Consider the following 21,844-nt stretch of genomic DNA (forward strand, 5'->3'; position numbering starts at 1 on the left):
CGACACACCCAGAACGGGGGCGACTGGCCGAGCGTCAGTTACCCACGCATGAGGTTCAGCACTTCGTCGACAACCTGAGACTCGACAGCGACGATGTAGCGTTCGTCGGGTTCCAGTACGGTATCGGGCCCGGCGAGTTCTTCCCGGTCTGCGGTCGAGAGCAAAAGCGCCCCCTCTGGAAGAGCGATTTCGTCGAGTCGTCGATCCGCAACGGGTGCCGATTCGGCGACAGCGACCTCGATGATGTCGAGATCAGCGGTGGGGTAGACGAGCGTGCGGATATCCGTGCCAGTGAGCATATCTGCCGCGTGGTCGCCGCCGAGATACTGCGGCAGGAGGGTGGCGTCGACCACCTCGTCGTACTCGTGGTCGGACTGGGTCTCCGCGCGGGCGAGCGTTCGGATCGACGGAGCGAGTTGCTGGGCCTCCATGCAGATTGTCAGATTCGTTCCCGTCTCGTCGGTCAGCGCCGCGATAGCGTCGGCATTCGGTAAGTCGGCCTGCTTCAGGACTGACGGACTGGTCGCGTCGCCGTGGAAGACAGGCCCAAGATAGGCGTCGGATAGTTCTTCGACCCGCGTCTCATCGGCTTCGATGATCGCCACGTCGTGGCTCTGCTCCGCGAGATTCTCGGCTGTCTGTAAGCCGACGCGTCCCCCGCCAGCGATCACGTATCGCTTCTTCTGTGTCATGGTAAGTGAATATTCGAGCGATCTGTAGTCGCTGTGTCTCCGGAGACAGTTCCCGAGTGTTGACATATTGTTCGTGGAGCTGTATTAAACATCAGCACGGTTCCTATGCCAGAGAGATTCGACGGGGTAGTAAAACCGCAACTTCCGCAAAACCAAACCCACATGGACGACCAGCGAAAGACGGTCAGAACGAATGAGTAGCGAAACTCGATCCCCGAACGCCGAACTCGGATTGCTCGACGCGACGATGATCGGGATGGGCGCGATGATCGGGGCGGGAATCTTCGTGTTGACCGGATTAGCCGCCGAAATCGCCGGACCGGCGGCGATTCTCGTCTTCACGCTGAACGGCGTCGTCACCGCGTTCACAGGGCTCTCCTACGCGGAACTCGCCGCGTCGATTCCGAAAAGCGGCGGTGGATACGCCTTCGTCCGGGAGATTTTCGACGACCTCTCCTCGTTTCTCATGGGCTGGATGCTCTGGTTCGCGTACATGATTGCGGGGGCGCTATACGCGCTGGGCTTTGCACCGAACTTCCTCGAATTACTGCACGTCTACGGGCTGGTCCCGGCACCAGGTCAGGTCGGCGCAATCGTGATTCCGGCCGTCGGCGTGTCCGTTCCGCCGAGTTTCCTGCTGGCGTTCGTCGCGGTGCTCGCGCTGGTCGCACTCAACGCCGTCTCGACTGCCGCCAGCGGGAGCGCCGAGACGATTTTCACGATCATCAAGGTCGGAATACTGCTGGTGTTCGTCGTCTTTGGCCTCGCCTCGCCGATGTTCTCCAGCGCAGAGTTCCAGCCACTGTTCAAAGACGGAGCCGGCGCGACGGCGATTCTTCCAGCGATGGGGCTGACATTTATCGCCTTCGAGGGATACGACCTCATCACGACGGTCACCGAGGAGGTCAAAAATCCACGCGAGAACATCCCGAAAGCGATTTTCATTAGCCTCATCGCGACCGTCATCGTCTATCTGGCAGTCGTCACCGTCGCGGTCGGAACCCTCGGGGCGAATGGGCTGGCCGATGCTGGCGAGGCAGGAATCGCCACGGCGGCAACCTCGTTCATGCCGACCGGCCTGCCGATTATCCAGAACGGCGGTGCGCTCATCGTGTTCGGCGCGGTGTTCTCGACGCTGACGGCGCTGAATGCAGTCGTAATCGCCTCTTCGCGCGTGGCGTTTTCGATGGGGCGTGAAGGACAGTTACTGCCCTCCTTCGGCCAACTACACCACCGATACGGGACGCCGTTTTTCGCGATTCTCGCTAGCGCAGTCGTGATGCTCGGGTCGGTGGCGCTCCCGACACAGAGCGCGGGCAACATGTCGAGTCTGTTCTTCCTGCTCTCTTTCGTCATTGTCAACGTCGCCGTCATCAGACTCCGGCGTGAACGTCCGAATATGAACCGTCCGTACGAGATGCCGTTCTACCCGGCACCGCCGATCATCGGGATCGGACTCAATCTGCTGCTCACCGGCGTGCTCGTGGAGTATCTGATTCGGACGGACCCACTCGCGCTCGGACTCAGCGTGGCGTGGATCCTGCTCGGCGGAGTCGCCTACATCGTCCTCAACCGGACGAACGTGGCACAGAAGCCCAGCCTCTCATCGACCGAAACGAACCTCAAACCGGACACCGAAGACTGAGAATATGGCTAGTACATTCGACATTATCATCGCTGGCGGTGGGCGTGTCGGCTTTCAGACAGCCGAGATCCTCGGGGATCGCGGCCACAACGTGACGATCATCGAACGCGACGAGCGAATCGTCTCCGAACTCGCCGACGAGTGGATGGCGACTGTCATTCAGGGTGATGCAACCAACCCCGACATCATCGAACAGGCCGGCATCGAGCGGGCCGACGCAATCGCGGCGCTGACGGGTGAAACCGGGCTGAACCTCGCGGTCTGTCTGGCCGCAGCGGAACTCTCTCCGGGTATCAGGACTGTCGCGCGCATCGACCGCTCGACTGGTGAAGCGTACACACGGTTCGTCGACGCCGTACTCTTCCCCGAACGAGCGGGTGCCCGCGTGGCGGCAAACGAGATTCTCGGCAGCGATGTCCAGACGCTGGCGGACGTGACGGGTGATCTCGATATCATGGTCGTCCGCGTTGCGGAAGGGGCCCCGGCGGCCGGAAAACAACTCTCGGAAGTCCGGTTTCCGGCAGGGTCGCTGATCGTCTCCGACGCCGACGGCCACCAGATCGCCCGCCCGGACACGACGTTGACTGCTGGGAGTCGCTACGTTGTCGCATTCGAACCGGATGTCGCCAGCGAAGTGATGAACCTGATGCGCGGCTAGTGGGTTCGAGAACGTCCCACCCGAACTCGAATGGATTAGACCGAGTCGGTCGCCAGCCTCCCGAGGTGGTCGATTGTCGTCTCAGCCTCCTCGACCACTGTCGTGACTACCTCGCCGGCGGGCTGGAGATCCGAGATGGTCCCGACAGACTGCCCGGCGTACAGCGCCATCGCTTCGAGATCACCCGTCGCGCCGTCGACGGGCAGATCGTCTCCGTATCGCTGGATCTCCGTCCCCCAGGGATAGGCACCGACTGTCTCGCCTTCGCCGGGTCGGTCACCCGACTCCGGGCGGCCAGCGGTTTCCCAGGCGTTGACCGTGTCGTTCCGAAGCACGCAGTGGGGCTGGTCGGGCCAGCCGACGTCGAACAGTTCCGTCCGGACGGTATCGGTCGCGGCCGCCTCCAGCACTCGCTCGCGGTAGACGGCCGCGATGTTCGCCTCCGGCGTCGCCAGAAAGCGCGTCCCGAGCCAGACGCCGTCGGCACCGAGCGCCAGCGCCGCGGCCAGCCCCCGGCCGTCACTGATGCCGCCCGCGGCGACAATCGGAACGTCGACTTCGTCCGCGACTGCCGGGACCAGTGCCGCCGTCGTGACATCGCTCTGGAGGTGTCCCCCGGACTCGGAGCCCTGTGTACAGATCACGTCGGCACCGGCGTCGGCCGCCGACGCCGCCTCTGCTGCGCTGCCGACGGTGATGATAACCTGCGCGCCCGCGTCGTGCGCCCGTTCGATCCAGTCGTCGGGTTCGCCGAACGAGAAGGAGACGACGGGGGCACCCGCATCGAGCGCGGCGGTCAGGAGTTCGTCGGGGTCGTAGGCCTGGGCGTCGGCATCGACGACGAGATTGACCGCGAAGGGATTGGCTGTCCGGTCGCGTGTCTCGGAGACGACCTCAGCGACGGCATCCGGTGATCGCCATGTGATCGAGAGGTGACCGAGACCGCCGGCCTCGGAGACGGCCGCGGCGAGTTCGGGACAGGTCGCGCTTCCGATCGGAGCCTGAACGACCGGCTGTTCGATACCGAGCGTCTGGCAGAGGTGAGTGTTCATTCTCGATCATTCTCGAGTCGAGTACTAAATTTGTGTGTGTTAGAATCGTGGATCTCCCCCGCGGCCGTCGAAAACCGATTTGACGCCCAAATTGTAATGTGGTCGGTGGCTGAATGGTCGATCAATGGAGTACGATGGGGACGAGCAGCGCGCTCACTCGACGGCAGAACTGAAAGAAACATTTGCGACAATCGGTAACGAAACGCGTGCTGAGATCCTTCGCATCCTCGGTCAGCAGCCACATACGGAACGGTCATTCTCGGAACTGCGCGCCGAACTCGACGAACAGATCGATAGCGGCCAGTTCAACTATCACCTCCAGCAACTGCTCGGCCAGTTCGTCTCGGAGGGCGAGGACGGCTATACGCTCCGGCCGGAAGGAGTGATCCTCTATCGGTTGATCCGCACCGGGTCGTTCACTCAGGAGTTGCACCTCGACCCGTTCGATACGGGCTTCGAGTGTCACTTCTGCGGGACAGTGGTACAGGCACGGTACGAAACCGGGGTGTTAGAAATGGAATGTCCGGGTTGTGAGTCCCCCTACGGAAGAGCGAGACTTCCACCGAGTGCGATCGATCCTGCAGAGCCAGAGAGTGCACTCACGCTCATCGATCAGTATCTTCGTCAGGAAATTCTCGCCCTCTCCAACAGAGTCTGTCCGTTTTGTGTGAACGAACTCGACACGACGTTCTTGCCAGGCGACGAGGTCTGGACGGACGGCGCGTCGAATCTCGATCTGTTCGTCGAGTATCGCTGCGATCACTGCGGAAACCGACACTATCTGACAGTCGGACTGTCACTGCTGTACAACTCATCGTTGATCGCCTTTTTCGAGGACCACGGCGTCGATATCACGACGGTTCACCAGTGGGAACTCGAATTTGCGATGACCGACCGCGCAATCACGGTAGAAGACACTGACCCGTGGGAAGTGACGCTCCGCGTGACCCAGGATAACGACACCTGCGTTCTGACAGTCGACGAGGATCTGACAGTCCTCGACGCTCACCGAGAGGTCAGTTCGTAGTCGTCGCCGGAAATGTAGGGACAGGCCACCTGTCTGGTACGTCCCACTTCGTTCCGCAGAACCCGTTCGTTGAGGTTTCGGTCAGGGATGTGAACTCGATGGCGAGATTCGCTACGCTCGTCTTGCGTAGTTCAAATCTCATTCCGGTGTTCTTTCTTCGTCACTTCGTTCCGCAAAAGGATGCTCGGTCAGGGATTTGAACCCTGGTCTTCGGCTCGAAAGGCCAAAATGATTGGCCGGACTACACCAACCGAGCGTACACTTTCCTGTCCGGGGCAGTGGATAATAAACCCTGTCTTTCTAGTCGGAAACGACAGCCGTTAGCATGACTAAGATGGCTCTTTGAGTCCACCCATCGTATAATCGGACAGCGGTCGTGGAAGCCATTGTATGAGAGCACAGCACACACTCGTCGTCGCAGTCCTCGCGATCGCAGTGTCAGTCGCCGGCGTTGGAGCGTTGGCCGCCGTTAGTGACGGAACCGCGACCGCAGCGGCTCAGGACGGGGACAGTGAGACAGTGAACGACTCGGACGCACCCGACCGACGAATCCACGTCTCGGCGGTCGGGGAAGCCAAAGCGGAGCCAGACCAAGCCGTAGCCCGTGTCGCAATCACGGCTGAGGCCGACTCTGTGGGTGAGGTGCGAGACGAACTCGCCACGGGAAGCAACTCTCTCACGAGTGCGCTCGACGAACTCGGCGTCGAGTACGAGACGGCCCAGTACGATATCAGCGAACGACACCAGCGACGGACTCAACAGCCACCGGCCGAGTACGAAGGCACGCACGCCTACGAAATAACGGCCGACGATCCTACACTCGCCGGCGAAGTGGCCGATACAGCCGCCTCGGCGGGAGCAGAAATCGGATCCGTGACGCTCACGCTATCAGCAGACCGTCGCGAGGAACTCCGCAGCACGGCCATCGACAATGCGCTCCAAGACGCGAGCGACCAGTCCGAGGCAATCGCGGACGCGAGTGGGCTCGAAGTCGTCGCTCCGGTCTCGGTTGACGCCTCACAGCGGAGGTTCGTGCCGGCTCCCTTCGAGTCGGCGCAGGCCGACGGCGACGACGGCGGACCGCCGACCGAGATTGCAGCCGGGACAGTGTCAGTCACCTACGAAGTAGACGTGACTTACGAAGCCCTGCGAGACTGAATCGGCGAAATACAGTTGAGTAACAGATAATCGAACCGCGAGGTCGCCTTATTTGCCCTCGAACTGCGGATCCTCGTCGCTCTGGATCTTCGTGACGCCTTCCATCACGTCGTCGGTGGCGATGAGGTGACCGAATGCGAAGGCCTCGGTCTCTAGTCCGGCCTCGGTGTCGTCACGGCCGGCGTGCATCGCCTTCTTCGTGTATTCCATGGCCAGCGGTGGGCCAGCGGCGAGGTCAGCAGCGAGTTCGATGGCGTCGTCCTCGAAGCTGTCCTTGTCGGTGAGGCGGTTGACGAATCCCCAGTCGTGCATCGTCTCGGCCTCGTAGCGGTCGGCCGTGAAGATGACTTCCTTCGCGCGGCTCTCGCCGATGTGGTTTTTGAGTCGCTGCGTGCCACCCCAGCCCGGCAGGAGTCCGAGGTCGAACTCCGGCTGGCCGAGTTCCGAGCGCTCGGTGGCGATACGCAGATCTGCACAGGCTGCCAGTTCCATCCCGCCGCCGAGTGCGAAGCCGTCGATCGCTGCGACAGTCGGGACGGAGGCGTCTTCGAGTTTGGCCCACGTCTCCTGGCCTTTCCGGGAGAGTTCGATGGCGTCGATGGGGTTGGCCGAGCCAGCCATGCTCATCGCATCTGCGCCCGCACTGAACGCGCGGTCGCCCGCGCCCGTGACGAGAATGGCACGGATGTCGTCATCTTCCTCGAAGATGTCGACGGCTTCGGCGAACTCGTCGAGCATCTCGGGGTTGACCGTGTTGAGCTGGTGGGGTCGGTCGAGGACGATCTGTCCGACCATCTCGTGTGGGTACTCGACACGGATGGCCTCGAACTCGACGGCGTCGTCTTCCTCCTCACTGCCGTAGAAGCCTCCTTCCTCGGCGGCGTCACGAAGTCCGTCGCTGACCTCGTAGCGAGCGGCGTCGGCGCTTTCCTGCAGGCCTTCGAGCGTCTCGACGGCGTTGTCGAGCCCTTCTTCGTCACAGAGCTTGGCCGGACCTTTCGGGAACGCGGCACCGAGTGTGACGGCCTCGTCGATGTCTTCCGGCGGCGCGACCTCTTTCTGGACGAGTTTGCCCGTCTCGTTCGCGAGCACGGCATAGAGTCGGGCGAGCACGTCGTCGCGGACCTGGTCGGCCGGCACGTCTGCGCCCTCGCCATCTTCGTAGTCGTAGAAGCCCTTGCCGGTCTTCTTACCGAGGTGTTCATTCTCGACAGTCTCTTCCAGCAGTGGACACGGCTCGTAGGCGTCGCCGAGCACGTCGTGCATGTATTCGAGGACGTGGTAGGTCACGTCGTTCCCGACCTGGTCGCCGAGTTCGAAGGCGCCCATCGGCAGGCCCATGCCGTATTTCGTCGAGGAGTCGACCTCTTCGATGGTCGCGACATCCTCTTCGACGATCCAACAGGCTTCGTTCATCAGCGGGACGAGAATGGAGTTGACGATGAATCCAGGCTCATCTTTGCGCACACGGACGGGCGTCTTGCCCAGATCCGTCGCGAGGTCCTCGATGAGATCCATCGTCTCGTCGTCGGTGTGCTCGCCGCGGATAACCTCGACCAGTTCCATCCGGACCGGCGGGTTGAAAAAGTGCATTCCGCAGAACTTCTCCGGACGGTCCGTCAGTTCCGAGAGGTCCGTGATCGAGAGACTGGAGGTGTTGGAGGTGAAGACCGTGTGCTCCGGCGCGGCCTCGACGACTTCTTCGTAGACATCGGCTTTGATGTCCATATTCTCCGGGGCCGCTTCGATGACGACATCGCTGTCGGCCATCGCTTCCTCGATATCGACCAGCGGCGTGACGCTGTCTTTCGCCGCCTCGGCTTCCTCCTCGCTGATGCGCTCGTTTTCGGCGAGTTTGTCCAGCGACCACGTGATCTGCTCGTAGCCGTCCTGAACGAACTCCTCTTTGATATCGCGCATCTTGACCGAATAGCCCGCAAGTGCCGCTACCTCGGCGATGCCGTGACCCATCGTCCCAGCACCGAGAACCGTAATTGTGTTGACGTCCTCAAGTTCCATGGTTACAATTCATACACTCCCTCGCACGTGGCTTCAACGTTGTCTTTTGTCGCTGTGCAAACCGAAAATCCGTTCATTCGTGTTTTTTGCTCATGGTAACACAGAGCCAGCAAACGCGTACAGTTTTGCAGTTTTTCAGCCGGGCCGGATCAGGCGTAAAACAACTCAACACTCGTTCACAAGCGTGTAAAAACCGTTATGTGTACACAGTCGATGGAAAGAGTGTATGGAATTCGGACTTACACAGGAACAGGAGCAGATCCGTGAGGAAGTGCGCAAGTTCGCAGAAAACGAAGTGAAACCGGTCGCCTCAGAGTACGACCGCAAAGAGAAGTACCCACACGAGGTCGTCGACAAGGCCGCAGAGATGGGCCTGCTCGGTGCCCGCATCCCGATCGAATACGGCGGCGCGGGCTACTCGACGCTCGAATCGATGATCATCAGCGAGGAACTGTTCGCTGCCGACCCCGGTATCGCCCTCTGTCTCGTCTCGACTTCGTTCGGGACCGAGAACATCACCGAATTCGGGACCGAAGAACAGAAAGAGCGATTCCTCGAACCCGTCGCGCGTGGTGAGATGATCTCCGGCGCGGCGATCAGCGAACCCCACGCTGGCTCCGATGTCTCTTCGATCTCGACGACTGCCGAAAAAGACGGCGACGAGTGGGTCATCAACGGCAACAAGATGTGGATCACCAACGGAACGATTGCAGATTACGTCGTTGCGCTCTGTGAGACCGACCCCGACGCCGCCGGCCGGTACAACGGGTTCTCCCAGATCATCATCGAGACCGACCGCGACGGCTTCGACGCCGACAAAATCACCGGAAAGCTCGGTATTCGAGCCTCGGACACGGCCGAACTCATCTTCGACGACGTGCGCGTGCCCGAAGAGAATCTCGTCGGCACCCGCGGCGCTGGCTTCCTCCAGCAGATGCAGTTCTTCGACGCAACGCGAACGGGCGTCGCCGCACAGGGTGTCGGTATCGCCCGCGGCGCGGCCGAGCGCGCGCTGGAATACGCCGAGGAGCGCGAGCAGTTTGGCCAGCCAATCGGCGAGTTCCAGGCCATCCAGCACAAACTCTCGGATATGTTCACGAAAATCGAAGCCGCACGCCTGCTGACGCTGAAGTCCGCGTGGGCCGTCGAGAACGACGCCGACGCGAACCTGACGAAACTCGCCTCCATGGCCAAAGAGTACGGTTCCCGCGTGGCCGTCGATGTGGCTAACGAGGCACTGCAGATCCACGGCGGTGCCGGCTACGTCGACGACTTCGACGTCGAGCGGTTCTACCGCGACGCGAAGATCACCCAGATCTACGAGGGCACCACCGAGATCCAGAAGAACATCATCGCCCGCGAGCTGCAGGGCAAGGGCATGTCGTAACGACAGAAACCGCAACTCGATTCCTGCGGATCGGCTCCTTGTTATTCGTCAACCCGAATGTACGCGTTCTTTTTGCTCGGGATTATTTAAACAACCCAAACTATGCGGGAAGGAACTCATTCACCTGTACTGCCTACCAAAGATTGCCGGGCGACGTACATGCCAGATACCGTCCGGCATGCTGGGGACTCACGTCTGGCCGCCTTGCCACCGACAGTCCGGGTAACCCGTTCTCCCGGTCTTTTCGACTCACCGATCCTTTCCGAACAGCCGTTGGAAATCTGATTTAATTCGCCCGAGAAAGCCCGAATCAGGGCCCCCACTCGACTGCCGCGAGCCATCCGAATCCTCAGAGCCGAACGACAGTCCCTTCATCAGCGGGTCGTGTTTCGGCCCGTCGCTGGTCTCGGGGGTTAATTTGGGCGCTGTTCTGTCGCGGTCCGAGCCTGCGTTGGTGTCTGTGCTGTCGTAATTGAGAATGACGTGTGAGCAGTCCGTGCATTGAAAATAGATGTTGCCCCCGCCGTCGCTGCCGAAGCGCTGGTAGGTCGCGTGTTCGCAGTCGTCGTCACCTCCGATACCGACCCCGTCGGATGGAATCTCTTCCCGGCTGAATTCTTCGTGTGCCATACATCCTCATAGTGCTGAGTCAGTTTCAAGCTTGCGTCAGAGGGCGAGGTAGACAGGCTTCGTAAGCCGATACGCTCAAACCGAACTGGCGTGTAGCTGTTCTCGATGACCATCACCGTCGAACTGGCTGGCGAGGGCAGTCGGGAACTCGACGCCGCCGGGAAGACCTACGCCGACCTGCTGGCTCCCTTCGACGTGAGCAAACACGAGGTGTCGATGCTCGTCGACGGGCGACCGGTCCCGGAAGACCAGCCCATCGAGAGCGATGTCGAACACGTCGAAGTTGTCAGACTCATTCAGGGTGGATAGATGCAAGTCCGCGAGGCGACGCCGTCACAGCACGCCGAACTCCTGAGCATTCTCGACGCCGCAGCCTTGCAGACCGACAGCGAACAGACCCGTGCGGCAATCGAACGCGGCGATGTTTTCGTCGCGCTCCCGGATCGAGACAGCGACGGAAACAGGAGAGATGCGGGATCCCCACCGGTACTGGGGGCGCTCGTGTTGGACGGGCAGAAGATTACAGCAGTCGCCGTCCGACCAGGCCGGCGCGGGCAGGGAATCGGCCGAGCGCTCGTCGCGCGTGCACAACAGTCCAGCCAGCGACTCGTCGCCGAGTTCGATCCCGGCGTGGCCCCCTTCTGGGAGGCTGTCGGATTCGAGGCGTCCGAGCAGTCCGGGGCCGAGCGGTTGAGTGGCGTGTGGCGCGAGCGGTAGGAACCGGGCGGATTCAGTCGAGCAACGGCTGCACGATTACCTCTCCGGCGTCAAGCAACTCCGAAACACGCTGTTGAGAGTTCGATTCGGCGTAGACGCGAAGCTTCGGCTCTGTTCCCGACGGACGGATCAAAATCCAACTGTCGTCGTCAAGGCGGATCTTGAAGCCGTCGACGGTTTGAATCTCGGCGACCTCCCGGTCTGCAACCCGATCCGGAACCGTCCCGTCGAGACCGTCGATGATTGCCTCTTTTTGCTCGTCGGGGCAATCCAGACTCCGCCGGTCCTGAACGATATTGCCGTGTTGCTCAAACAGCGCATCGATGCGTTCGTCGAGAGATCGGTCGGCGTGTGCCGCTGCGAGCAACAGCGCAAGAACGACACCGTCTTTGTTGGGGAGGTGGCTGCCAATCCCGTAGCCACCGCTCTCCTCGCCGCCAGCGAGGGCGTCGTGCGCCTCCATCGCCTCGGCAACCCACTTGAACCCGACGGCCGTCTCGTGGACCTCCTGTCCGGCCTCACGGGCAATCTGGTCGACGAGGCTACTCGTCGAGACGGTTCGGACGACATCGCCGGGCGCAGGGCTGTGGTCGAGCAGATACCCGTACAGCACCGCCAGCAACACGTTCGGGTCGACGAAGCCCCGCTCCGGGGTGATGACCCCCAGCCTGTCGGCGTCGCCGTCGTTGATGAGCCCGAGCGAGACGCTGCCATCGTCGACGAGGTCGGTCAGTTCGGCGGCGTTTTCCGGGACCGGTTCCGGGGAGGCGCCGCCGAAGGTTGGATCCCGGTCACAGCGCAGACGGGTGAGATCCGCCCCCGCATCTTCGAGGATCCGATCGGTCACGCCGCGGCCGCTGCCGTGCATCGCGTCGTATCCGATCGCGAGTCCGTCCAGATCGGCTGCGACGAAAGAGTGGGCGTGTTCCGCATATGCCTCGGTGAAATCGGCCTCGGTGATCGCTCCGTCTGGATCCTGTGGTCGGGGGCCGGGTCGGGAAAGTCGTCGTTCGATCTCCTCGGTGACATCGGGGAGTGCGGGTGTCCCGTCGCTGACGACGTATTTGACGCCGTTGTACTCCGGCGGGTTGTGCGAGGCAGTCACCATGAGGCCGCCGACGTACGGGCCCGTTCGGACGGTCCAGGCGAGAACGGGCGTCGGGCAGTCTCCGTCCGTGATCGTGACGGCTCGGCCGCTCGCGGCGACGACAGCGCCGAGTTGTTCGGCTGCCGCTCGGGAGTCCTCGCGGGCGTCGTAGCCGATTGCGAGCGGGCCGTCAGCATCGTCCGCATCGAGCAGTTCGGCGACGGCAGCTCCGATTGCCCGGACTCGCTCCATCGTGAACTCCTCGCCGGCGGCTCGCCAGCCGTCAGTCCCGAATTCGATCGCGTCGCTGGGATCGTCGTCCATACAGGACTGTGCTAAGTGATCGTACATAAAACACGGGCGAACACAGCGGCGGTATCACTACCGCCGGCTGTGACTGTCTCGCACCGTATCGCTCCCGTCCGCAGGAAACGGATCGTACCAGCCAGGTGGGGTCCGCGGGATCGATACGCTCACACCTCGTGGGCGCGCTCTCTCGCCGCCTCGGCGATTCCAGCGTTCGCCGAACAACTCGGGCATGCCCGGATCCGACCGTACTCGTCCGCAAATACTCGAGCAAACCGATCTGAGACGTGCGCGCCGCAATGATCACACTGTGGCATCGTATACATGCCGGACTCGTTTGCCGGCGATATAACATAGTGGAGGTAGACAAATAGAGGTGGTACCTTACTATGTTAACCCCAACCGGGTAAGATTTTTTACCGATCGACGGATACGGGCCAGCGCGGGCTCATTCCCGGATTTTATCGAACTGTCGCGCGATGAGGCCGGCCTGCACTCCAGCGGTGAATCCGGCATCAATATTGACGACGCTCAGCGCGGTACAGGACTGAAGCATCCCGGAGAGAGCCGCACGGCCTTCGCCACCGTGGCCATATCCCGTCGAGATCGGTAGGCCGATGATCGGGACGTCGACGAGGCCGGCGAGCACGGTCGGCAAGGCACCTTCGCGGCCGGCCGCAACGATCAGGATATCCTGTTCGCGCAGCAGCGGAACCTGATCGAGTGTCCGGTCTAGCGACGCGACACCGATATCGTCGATCCGTTCGACAGTGGCACCCATCTCCCGGAGTATCGTCGCGGCCTCTCCGGCCGGCATGGCGTCCGACGTGCCTGCAGTGACGAGACCGACAGTGGCGTCGAGGTCGGGGCTCTCGAAAGACGATTCTCGGACGACGACCGTCTGTGCGCGGTCGTCGACGTTGACCGATATCTCTGGGTCCTCGGCGTACTGCTGTTCGACAGCGGCAGTCACCGTCGGATCAGCCCGGGTGACGATCGCTCGGCCAGTTCCTTCGAGGCTCGTATCCACGAGCGTCGATACTTCTGCTGCCGTCTTGCGGGTCGCGAGGATCGCTTCGGGAACGCCCGCCCGCTGGGTTCGGGCCGTGTCGAGTCGGCCCGCCTCGCTGGTAACGTAGCCGCGGAGTCGTGATTCAACTGCCTCGGGCGAGAGTTCTCCCGCCGCGAGCGCTTCGAGCAGTTCGCGCATACGCCAGCAAAACGGGTCCGCGTACTCGTCGCTGTCGGTTGGGAGCGAGTCGACGGGGGTCCTCGGCAGAAATCACCGCCGAAACGGGCCGCAGAGCCGGCGAAACCGGGGAGAAACGGGAAAGCTTATAAACTATCCTCGAAAAAGCTCGCCTGTATGGCAGACCTAATTGTCAAAGCCGCCGTGAAGGAAGAGCTCGACGACATGAACGTAGCATCGGACTTCTACAGCGCCCTCGACGACGAGGTTGAGGAACTGCTCGAAGATGCTGCGCGACGCGCAGAAGCAAACGACCGAAAGACCGTTCAGCCGCGCGACCTGTAAGGCTGATTCCCCGTTGAGGGGATCTTATTCTGTCCGGACTACAACCCCATCAGCCGTGCCGACGTGGATCTCGTCCGCGAGTCCGACGAACAGTCCGTGTTCGACGACGCCAGGAATAGCCGAGAGCCGTGCTGCAAGCGTCTCAGGGCTTTCGATGGCACCGAACTCACAGTCGAGTACGAGATTGCCGTTATCGGTGACGACCGGGCCGTCTTTCCGTTCTGCGGCCCGGAGTTGTGGCTCCCCGTCGAGGCCCTCAATGCGACTGGCGACGGTCGGCCGCGCGTCGGGCAGCACTTCGACCGGGACCGGATGGTCGAGTATCTCCGCTTCCTTCGTCGGATCGGCGACGATCAACAAGCGATCGGCGGCGCTATCGACGATCTTCTCGCGAGCGTGGGCCGCCCCGCCACCTTTGATCAGCGTCGTCCCCGCGAACTGGTCCGCCCCGTCGATTGCGATATCGGGCCGGTCGTCTTCGAGAGTAGCCAGCGGAATGCCCGCCTTGTGTGCGCGCTGACGTGACTGGTAGGAGGTCGGGATGCCAGTAATATCGAGGCCTTCATCGATCCGGTCACCGAGGTGATCGATTGCGAAGCCCGCAGTACTCCCGGTTCCGAGTCCAACAGTCGTGCCCGATTCGACGGCTTCGGCCGCGCTCTCGGCGGCCCGTCGCTTCTGGTCGTCGGTGCCACCACGTTTCATACCGCTTGCTCGCTGCCCGCGGTGATAAAATCTTCCGGGACGGCTTGAGGAAGTTCGTAACGTATATTTGTCCCACTGGGTTACGTGGAGATGCGTGTCCGGGCTGGGGTAATGGTATCCTTTAGGCTTGTGGTGCCTAAGACGCGGGTTCGATTCCCGCGCCCGGACCTTTTGTAAGGTGTGAGAGCGAATATCGTAAGATTTCGACTGCGAACCGCGAATGCGTGAGTAGTGAAGAGTGAGAATACTGTCGTGAGGGAAGTGTACTCTGGAAGTCGCAGCAGCCGTGCAGAGCGAGGGTGGCCGTCTTCCTCCGGTGAGGTTCTTCGCGCCCGGACCTTCTTGCGAAGAACGGATGTGATGAGCAGACGGTCCACGGCACGGGAATCGAAGCCACGAGGTCGCAGCACACGCAATGAGCGTAACCATCTTCTTCCGGTGAGGTTTCGCGCGCCCAGACCGTTCCGGAAATAAAGAAACCGAAACGGCAGAGAGCCAATCGAAAACTCTGAATTTCAGGACTAATATTATGTACGAACGAAGCCTGAGAGTGTGGTCCTCATGCTCTTGTGGGTCGTTGCATCCAAACTGCTTCAAATTCTGTTTCCCTTGTTCCCAGTGGAGAGAACACTACGTTTTTAGCTATCAAGTGGAAAATGGAGATGAGCGAATGGCAGACGTACAGGATATCACATGGCGGCAAAAGGGTGCTGCGCTCCTCCGAGTTGCAAAGTACCGACCGCGATTCACCGCAGGAATCGTCTTTCTCGGAGGGATCGTTGCCCTTCTCGAAGGAATCGGACTGAGTTTTATTTACCCCATCATGGAAGTCGCCCAAGGTGGGGAGGTGCAGGCCCAAGATGCGATTATGAGTGCGTTTCTGACAATCTACGATATCGCTGGCATTCCATTCAACCTTGGCTTGTTGATTGTCGGAATAGGTACAGTGATGACTGTTCGATTCACCTCGTCGTTTGTGGTCGCTTGGTTTAGGGCGCGGCTACAACAGGAGTACGAGCGCCATCTGCGAACGCAAACCTTTGAGCGGGCGCTCAACGCAAGGGTTGGGTATTTCGACGAGCGTGGTTCTGACGACATTCTGAACGCGATTATTACCGAAACGCGATACTCGGGCCGAGTGATCAAGCGAGCGGTTCTCTCACTGGAAACGATGTTTCTCACCCTCGTCTACCTCTCTATTATGTTCTATATCGCACCGTTGATGAGTGTCTTCGCGCTTGGATTGCTCGGAGGAATTACCTTGATAATGCGGTTCGTCATCGAACCGGCGTACACTGCTGGATCTCGGGTCGCGGAGGCAAACGAAGAAGTCCAGCAGGCGGTACAGACTGGCACACAGGGAATTCGCGATGTTAAACTGTTCGGGCTTGCCGAGGAAGTACTGGACAGTTTTAAAGAATCGATAACTAGGTATACTCGTTCAGAAGTTGACCTCCAGCGCAATGAGGCCGCATTACAGAATTTCTACGACCTCGCCGCCGCACTCTCCCTTTTCGTACTCATCTATCTCGGGTTTCGGTGGTCTGAACTCTCACTGGGGGCACTCGGTATTTTCCTGTTTGCAATGTTCCGTCTCTCACCACTGGTAAGTCGACTGAATAGCCAAGTATACGGGCTTGAAGGTGATCTCTCTCATTTAGTCCGAACACAAGAGTTCGTTGATGAACTAGAGGAGAAAAATGAATCTGATGGCTCGCGTCAGATCGGAGAGATCAGAACCGTCAGTTTCGACGATGTGTGCTTCTCTTACACCGAAGAAGAGACCGTGCTGCGAGAACTCTCCTTAGAGATCCAGAAGGGAGATTTCGTCGGCTTCGTTGGCCAATCTGGCGCCGGCAAGTCTACAATTGTGTCACTGCTTACCCGGATGTACCACCCAGATGCTGGAGAGATCCGTGCTAACGGCGTTCCGATAGATGAGTACGATCTCGACGCGTGGCGCTCCCGTATTGCCGTGGTACGACAAAACCCGTATATATTCGACGATACACTCGAACGAAACGTGACGGTTGGGAATCGAGATGCGACGCGAGAAGATGTAAGACGTGTCTGCCAGATCGCAAACGTCGACGAGTTCCTTGACGATCTGCCGAACGGCTATGACTCTCAACTTGGCGACGATGGAGTACGGTTATCAGGCGGGCAGCGCCAGCGTGTTGCCTTGGCAAGAGCACTGCTGAGAGATGCCGACTTCCTTATATTGGATGAGGCAACGAGTGATCTAGACTCCAATCTAGAACGAGAGGTCCAGACTGCCATCGAAGCGATGGACCGGGATTATGCCATCGTGACAATCGCACATCGACTCTCGACGGTCAAAAATGCCGACCGGATCTATACGCTGGACGACGGCGAGATCATCGAAGAGGGAACTCATCGGGAGTTACTCGCGGACGACGGGGAGTATGCGGAACTGTACGCTATTCAGTCACAAGGATAGCCAATTTGAGTCGCAACTCAGATCTTGTACCCGAGGCTACGTAATCTCTGGTCAATAGAATGTTCGTCACCAACTGTGAGCTCACCGTCAGGTTCTTCAACAACAATGTCTCTGCGCTCGTCGTGATCAACGACGAACCACGGGACTTTGGTTAGAGTATCGCTGTAGTAGCTGGACGGGTGAGCATACAGTTTGATCGGGACAGGGAAACCTCGTTCACCGAGAAAATCGCCGTGGTCTGCCGAAATCACGGTTTTCCCATCGAGATGGGGCAGGAGATTCGAGACGGCATCGAGCGCAATATCGACATTTTCTGCGTACGCTTTCCGAATGAGTTCGTCCGAGGCCGAGAGCGTTCCTTGGTGTCCGCCGTCTCCCCATCCGAGTGGTAACTCGTCAAAATGTTCGATACCAGTCGGCCCAATAAACGGGATGTGTGGCTGGTGGTAGTGGATGATGTGTCGCTTGTGTGGATACTGCTTGACCATTCGCTTGGCCTCTGCTGTTGTCGACTCTGGTCGCACCCACCCGCCCCGGCCAGCGTCCGCAAACTTATAGTAAATCTCGTCATCTCGATTCAGTTCGTGATTATCTTTTATAATCCGTAAATCGTGGACAGAAAAGCCGTCTTGGAGAAAAACTTTCTCATACCATCCATTGGCTGACGTGATGACTAGATCGTGATGTTGCTGGTTACTCAGGTTAGCCCGAACGAACTCGCTACTTGACGATCCGAGCGACTGAAACGGAGTGAGATTGCCCGAAAACGTATTTTTTTGTCGAAAATAATCATATCGGCAAGAGTCAATGATGATTAAATTATCCCAATCTTTCTCATGGATGGACTGACCGGCTGGGTTGTATTCCGCATCACTGTCGCGGTACCACCAACGGTTGATGTCCTTCCCAACGATATGGTACGCTCTCTGGGGATCTTTGAGACCGTTGATCACGCTCCGCCATCCGTCATACATTGATAAGCGTAGGATCCGTCTTACGTTATAAATATGTTACTTTTTGCCGAAACAATACACACAAAATCACAGCGAGTGCATTTCTAGTTTCGTAAGTTACGAGACCGATCTGAAGTATATCGCCGATAACGTCAAACAGTGAATTCCCCGGCATACGATAATTCAGACAGCCCTTGAACCAGAACGTACTTGACCGTCTATATCAAGGGAGATAGTATGGAAACAGACGGTCTCTCTACTTGTGTGATTGGACAGGGGTACGTCGGATTGACGTTGACATCGGTAATGGTGCGCTCAGGGTACGATGTGCTTGGGGTAGAGAAAGATCCTGAAAGGCTACAGAAACTACAGGCTGGTGAACCTCACTTCGAGGAGCGAGGTCTCGAAGAAACGATACAATCGCACCAGTCGATGGGTCGACTTAGATTTAGACAGTCGCTGGAGGGACTCAATGCATCAGAATATTCGATATACATTATTGCGGTCGGATCACCACTCGAAGGCGGAAAACCAGACACGAGTGCGCTCGAATCTGCAGTCGACGAAACAGCGAACGTCGTCGAGCCGGGCGACACGGTCATCATTCGAAGCACGATCTCTGTTGGCACGGCAGACCGGATGCTCGACCGGTTGATCACACAGAGCAGTCTCGATTCACGTCAACAGCTATATTACCTCCAAGCACCGGAACGGACGGTTCAGGGCGACGCGCTAGCCGAGATTCGTGACCTGCCACAGATTGTCGGTGGCTACAATGAAGCGTCGACGAATCGAGGGGCGGAGATATTCAGCGAGATCTCGGACGTGATAATCGATGTCGATTCCCTGGAAGCCGCGGAGATGATCAAACTCTTCGACAACACGTACAGGGACATCAATATCGCAATCGGGAACGCATTCGGTCAGATTGCACGCCAGCACGGACTCGACGGCCAGCAGCTAATCAAGCTCGCAAACTCCGGCTACGGCCGTAACAATATCAAGCAACCTGGTGCGGGCGTCGGTGGTGGATGTCTGCCCAAAGATCCGTACCTACTCATCGAGAGTATGGAGACAGCAGCAGGTGACGGACTTGATTCGGAGGTCCGCCAGCTGATCGAAACTGGACGGCAGATCAACGAATCGATGCCGGAGGTCACGCTGTCTCAGGCAAACGAAGCTCTTCAGAGGACAGGACGAGAGAGTAACACAAAGACGCTCGTTCTCGGTGTAGCATTCAAGGGTCGTCCGACGACAAACGATACCCGCAATACACCTGCCGAGCCGGTGATCGAAGGATTGAGTGAGTACGGGACTGTCGATGCATACGACCCCGATGTCGAGGATTGGAAGATAGAGAGCTTGGGTGCCAACCCGGTTTCACCCGATTCGGAGTTGACCGGCCTGTTCGAGGAACGGACGTACGACCTCGTTGCACTGCTAAATAACAATCCGGCCTTCGAGGATATCGATCTCTATCGGACGTACCAAGGGATGGCAGAAGAGCCAATTATCGTCGACGGTTGGGATGTCTTCCCGACACGAACGGTAATCGATCTCGGATTCCACTACGAAGTAGTCGGTGGCGTGAGCTACGATCCAACGACATCCGACACCAGCGGCGAGTGAAGTTACTGTTCGGAGTTACGCCACTGTGCTGCCGATTCGCCGGTGAAATACTCACAGTACCAATCGAAGGTCTGTTGCAGCCCTTCATCGAGTGAGACAGCTGGTTCGTACCCGAGTTCGTCTCGTGCCCGAGAAATGTCAGGTTGGCGGCGGCGCGTCGATCCCTCCAGTTCTTGAGAATCCGTATGTTCAACCTCGGGCGAGAAACCTGCGATAGCGAACAGGCGCTCTGCAAGTTCATTGATCGTAATTTCGTCCTGCGTACCGATATTGTAGATACCGCTCGCAGCTGAAGGGCTCGTACCAGCACGATAAAACCCGTCGACGGCATCGTCGATATAACAGAAGCTTCGTGTCTGCTCACCATCCCCGTAGATTGTGAACGGAATATCGGTGACGATTTGCTCGATGAACTCAGGGATAACGTGATCTTCTCCCATGGCTTCGCCGTAGACGTTGTGCGGGCGAAGAATAGTAAATCCGGTATTCGTCTGCTCGAGACCGTTCACGACATACTGCTCGCCGAGAATCTTACTGCCAGCATAGGAGAAGCGTGAATTCGTCGGATCCATAATCTGCAGTGGATGGCTCTCTGGCGTCGGGAACGTTGTTGGGTACCCGTACACCTCAGATGATGACGCAAAGACGAGACGGTCACAGTCGCTGTTTCGGACGGCACGAATTACGTTTTGCACACCAGAGACATTCACCTCCATGACATCAACTGGACTGTCGTAGAAGTTCTTTGTCCCGTTCACCGCTGCGAGATGATAGACGAGATCCGGGGAATCGATCGCTGCTTCGACCGACTGGTACTCTTTGATATCTCCCTCGATAAATTCGATGCTATCCGCGACGGGGTCGAGGTTCGTAACTCGACCCCGACTAACGTTATCAAGTACCGTTACGTCGTGACCTTCGCTCACCAGTCGTCGAACCAGACGGGAGCCGATGAATCCAGCACCTCCAGTTACGTGAACGTCCATGCACAGTGTTCATCTAGGAGAAATAAATACATCACGCTGTTCTTGTAGTGATCACACTACCGCTTCGATAACGTTGCAGACCTGTGTAATCTCGTCATCACTCAGAAGTGGACTCGAAGGCAAGTTCACCCCCCGCTCGTACAACTCCATCGCGACCGACTGTGTTGTGTCGTGGTGGGCTCGATACGGTGGCTGATCATGCAACGGATAAAAGAATGGGCGTGTCTCGATATCTGCACGCTGGAGGGCTTCAACCACCTCGTTCTGAATAGAGGATGACTCGAAGATTGGAGTGTTCATCCAGTACGTCGGGGACATCGACGCTGGTTCCGCTTGAAATCGAAGAGGTAATTCAGAGAGTTGCTCGCGGTACGTATCGGCCACGCGTCGCTTTTCGCTAATGATCTCGGTCGCTCGTTCAACTTGGCCGACGCCGATGGCAGCCTGCATGTTCGTCAGCCTGTAATTGTATCCAATCACTTCGTGATAGTATTTTTTCTCGCGGGACATCCCATCACGTCTGTACAGGCGTATACGGTCTGCCAACTCGTCGTCGTCGGTTGTGATCATGCCCCCTTGGCCGGTCGTGAGTATCTTGTTACCGTAGAAACTGAAACAGCCGACATCACCGATCGAACCAACGGACGAGCCGCGGTACTCTGCACCGTGTGCCTCGGCGCAGTCTTCGACTACGAACAGACCGTGGTCTTCAGCAGTATCTAACAATGGATCCATGTCACACGGATAGCCATAGAGATGAACAGGCATGATCGCCGCAGTATCGTCCGAAATAGCGTCCGTAACAGCCTCAGTATCGATGGTGAACGTCTCTTCTGACACGTCGACAAATATTGGATCGGCACCAACCCACTTCACGACGTTGGCACAAGCGATCCAAGTCGTGTCTGGAACAATCACCTCATCACCGGGACCAATGTCGGCGGCGACGAGCGAGAGATGGAGTGCAGCGGTCCCTGTCGAGACAGCGAACGCGTGATCCACTCCGACGAAATCAGCAAAGTCGTCCTCAAACTGCTCAACATAATCACCCGCAGGCGAGATCCAACCTCGCTTAACGGCGTCCGTGACGTATTCCAGCTCTCGTTCACCTATCAACGGTTCAGCGACCGGAATCATGATCTGATGGAGAGTGTCGTGTAGATTAAAACCATTGATCACGATACCGCGGTTCAGAGAG

The 21,844-nt window shown here is 58.7% G+C and carries 21 protein-coding genes and 2 tRNA genes; 11 read left to right on the forward strand and 12 right to left on the reverse strand.

The window, feature by feature from the left end; translation table 11 throughout:
* Positions 1-38: 38 nt before the first annotated feature.
* Entirely contained in the window at positions 39-692 is a 654-nt protein-coding gene (locus V8P86_RS03330; RefSeq protein WP_336325821.1) for a potassium channel family protein, read from the reverse strand.
* 193 nt (positions 693-885) lie between these two features.
* On the opposite strand from V8P86_RS03330, the gene V8P86_RS03335 reads away from it, so the two are divergent.
* Together V8P86_RS03335 and V8P86_RS03340 are read left to right on the forward strand one after the other, a co-directional pair.
* Positions 886-2,337, forward strand: coding sequence for an APC family permease (locus V8P86_RS03335; protein ID WP_336325822.1), 1,452 nt, complete (start codon positions 886-888; stop codon positions 2,335-2,337).
* 4 nt (positions 2,338-2,341) lie between these two features.
* On the forward strand, positions 2,342-2,995 hold the full coding sequence (locus V8P86_RS03340; RefSeq protein WP_336325823.1) for a potassium channel family protein: 654 nt from the start codon (positions 2,342-2,344) through the stop codon (positions 2,993-2,995).
* Between the two features lie 35 nt (positions 2,996-3,030).
* Here V8P86_RS03340 and V8P86_RS03345 read toward each other — a convergent pair whose 3' ends face one another.
* Positions 3,031-4,047 carry an NAD(P)H-dependent flavin oxidoreductase gene (locus V8P86_RS03345; RefSeq protein WP_336325824.1) on the reverse strand — a complete coding sequence of 339 codons (1,017 nt, stop codon included), beginning with the start codon at positions 4,045-4,047 and terminating at the stop codon, positions 3,031-3,033.
* 124 nt (positions 4,048-4,171) lie between these two features.
* Between V8P86_RS03345 and V8P86_RS03350 the strand changes: the two genes are divergently transcribed.
* A complete protein-coding gene (locus V8P86_RS03350; RefSeq protein WP_336325825.1) occupies positions 4,172-5,074 on the forward strand; it encodes a DUF7351 domain-containing protein in 903 nt (300 codons plus the stop codon).
* Positions 5,075-5,255: 181 nt separating this feature from the next.
* Here the strand turns inward: V8P86_RS03350 and V8P86_RS03355 are convergent.
* Positions 5,256-5,330: transfer RNA gene (locus V8P86_RS03355), tRNA-Glu, on the reverse strand.
* A 134-nt stretch (positions 5,331-5,464) separates the two neighbouring features.
* On the opposite strand from V8P86_RS03355, the gene V8P86_RS03360 reads away from it, so the two are divergent.
* Complete coding sequence (locus V8P86_RS03360) at positions 5,465-6,232, forward strand: SIMPL domain-containing protein (protein WP_336325826.1); 768 nt, start codon at positions 5,465-5,467, stop codon at positions 6,230-6,232.
* A 48-nt stretch (positions 6,233-6,280) separates the two neighbouring features.
* On the opposite strand, the gene V8P86_RS03365 is transcribed toward V8P86_RS03360, so the two are convergent.
* Positions 6,281-8,251 (reverse strand): 3-hydroxyacyl-CoA dehydrogenase/enoyl-CoA hydratase family protein, encoded by a 1,971-nt coding sequence (locus V8P86_RS03365; RefSeq protein ID WP_336325827.1) that lies wholly within the window; start codon positions 8,249-8,251, stop codon positions 6,281-6,283.
* A gap of 226 nt (positions 8,252-8,477) precedes the next feature.
* On the opposite strand from V8P86_RS03365, the gene V8P86_RS03370 reads away from it, so the two are divergent.
* Positions 8,478-9,638 (forward strand): acyl-CoA dehydrogenase family protein, encoded by a 1,161-nt coding sequence (locus V8P86_RS03370; protein ID WP_336325828.1) that lies wholly within the window; start codon positions 8,478-8,480, stop codon positions 9,636-9,638.
* Positions 9,639-9,887: 249 nt separating this feature from the next.
* Here V8P86_RS03370 and V8P86_RS03375 read toward each other — a convergent pair whose 3' ends face one another.
* Entirely contained in the window at positions 9,888-10,268 is a 381-nt protein-coding gene (locus V8P86_RS03375; RefSeq protein WP_336325829.1) for a hypothetical protein, read from the reverse strand.
* A gap of 105 nt (positions 10,269-10,373) precedes the next feature.
* Between V8P86_RS03375 and samp2 the strand changes: the two genes are divergently transcribed.
* Both samp2 and V8P86_RS03385 read left to right on the forward strand, forming a co-directional pair.
* Positions 10,374-10,577, forward strand: coding sequence for a ubiquitin-like small modifier protein SAMP2 (gene samp2 / locus V8P86_RS03380; RefSeq protein ID WP_336325830.1), 204 nt, complete (start codon positions 10,374-10,376; stop codon positions 10,575-10,577).
* The gene (locus V8P86_RS03385) at positions 10,578-10,985 is read left to right on the forward strand and encodes a GNAT family N-acetyltransferase (RefSeq protein ID WP_336325831.1); all 408 of its coding nucleotides are present in this window, start codon (positions 10,578-10,580) and stop codon (positions 10,983-10,985) included.
* Positions 10,986-10,998: 13 nt separating this feature from the next.
* Here V8P86_RS03385 and V8P86_RS03390 read toward each other — a convergent pair whose 3' ends face one another.
* The 3 genes from V8P86_RS03390 to larB form a co-directional block, all read right to left on the reverse strand.
* Entirely contained in the window at positions 10,999-12,396 is a 1,398-nt protein-coding gene (locus tag V8P86_RS03390; RefSeq protein ID WP_336325832.1) for a phosphohexomutase domain-containing protein, read from the reverse strand.
* A gap of 149 nt (positions 12,397-12,545) precedes the next feature.
* Positions 12,546-12,695 carry a DUF7563 family protein gene (locus V8P86_RS18880; RefSeq protein ID WP_442909346.1) on the reverse strand — a complete coding sequence of 50 codons (150 nt, stop codon included), beginning with the start codon at positions 12,693-12,695 and terminating at the stop codon, positions 12,546-12,548.
* A gap of 131 nt (positions 12,696-12,826) precedes the next feature.
* Positions 12,827-13,588, reverse strand: a complete 762-nt coding sequence (gene larB, locus V8P86_RS03395; RefSeq protein ID WP_336325833.1) for a nickel pincer cofactor biosynthesis protein LarB — start codon at positions 13,586-13,588, stop codon at positions 12,827-12,829.
* Positions 13,589-13,744: 156 nt separating this feature from the next.
* On the opposite strand from larB, the gene V8P86_RS03400 reads away from it, so the two are divergent.
* Positions 13,745-13,912, forward strand: coding sequence for a DUF1931 domain-containing protein (locus V8P86_RS03400; RefSeq protein WP_159763068.1), 168 nt, complete (start codon positions 13,745-13,747; stop codon positions 13,910-13,912).
* Positions 13,913-13,936: 24 nt separating this feature from the next.
* Here V8P86_RS03400 and rpiA read toward each other — a convergent pair whose 3' ends face one another.
* The gene (rpiA, locus tag V8P86_RS03405) at positions 13,937-14,617 is read right to left on the reverse strand and encodes a ribose-5-phosphate isomerase RpiA (protein ID WP_336325834.1); all 681 of its coding nucleotides are present in this window, start codon (positions 14,615-14,617) and stop codon (positions 13,937-13,939) included.
* Between the two features lie 97 nt (positions 14,618-14,714).
* Here rpiA and V8P86_RS03410 point away from each other — a divergent pair.
* Positions 14,715-14,785 (forward strand) — tRNA-His (locus V8P86_RS03410).
* Between the two features lie 502 nt (positions 14,786-15,287).
* Positions 15,288-17,078: an ABC transporter ATP-binding protein gene (locus V8P86_RS03415; protein WP_442909364.1), complete on the forward strand. Its 1,791-nt coding sequence runs from the start codon at positions 15,288-15,290 to the stop codon at positions 17,076-17,078.
* 17 nt (positions 17,079-17,095) lie between these two features.
* Here V8P86_RS03415 and V8P86_RS03420 read toward each other — a convergent pair whose 3' ends face one another.
* Positions 17,096-18,052, reverse strand: a complete 957-nt coding sequence (locus tag V8P86_RS03420) for an alkaline phosphatase family protein (RefSeq protein WP_336325836.1) — start codon at positions 18,050-18,052, stop codon at positions 17,096-17,098.
* Between the two features lie 216 nt (positions 18,053-18,268).
* On the opposite strand from V8P86_RS03420, the gene V8P86_RS03425 reads away from it, so the two are divergent.
* Positions 18,269-19,660: a nucleotide sugar dehydrogenase gene (locus V8P86_RS03425; RefSeq protein ID WP_336325837.1), complete on the forward strand. Its 1,392-nt coding sequence runs from the start codon at positions 18,269-18,271 to the stop codon at positions 19,658-19,660.
* Positions 19,661-19,662: 2 nt separating this feature from the next.
* Here V8P86_RS03425 and V8P86_RS03430 read toward each other — a convergent pair whose 3' ends face one another.
* Both V8P86_RS03430 and V8P86_RS03435 read right to left on the reverse strand, forming a co-directional pair.
* A complete protein-coding gene (locus V8P86_RS03430; protein WP_336325838.1) occupies positions 19,663-20,646 on the reverse strand; it encodes an SDR family NAD(P)-dependent oxidoreductase in 984 nt (327 codons plus the stop codon).
* A 51-nt stretch (positions 20,647-20,697) separates the two neighbouring features.
* Complete coding sequence (locus tag V8P86_RS03435; RefSeq protein WP_336325839.1) at positions 20,698-21,783, reverse strand: DegT/DnrJ/EryC1/StrS family aminotransferase; 1,086 nt, start codon at positions 21,781-21,783, stop codon at positions 20,698-20,700.
* Positions 21,784-21,844 lie beyond the last annotated feature (61 nt).

The organism is Halovenus anhuiensis (assembly GCF_037080055.1).
Classification (GTDB): domain Archaea; phylum Halobacteriota; class Halobacteria; order Halobacteriales; family Haloarculaceae; genus Halovenus.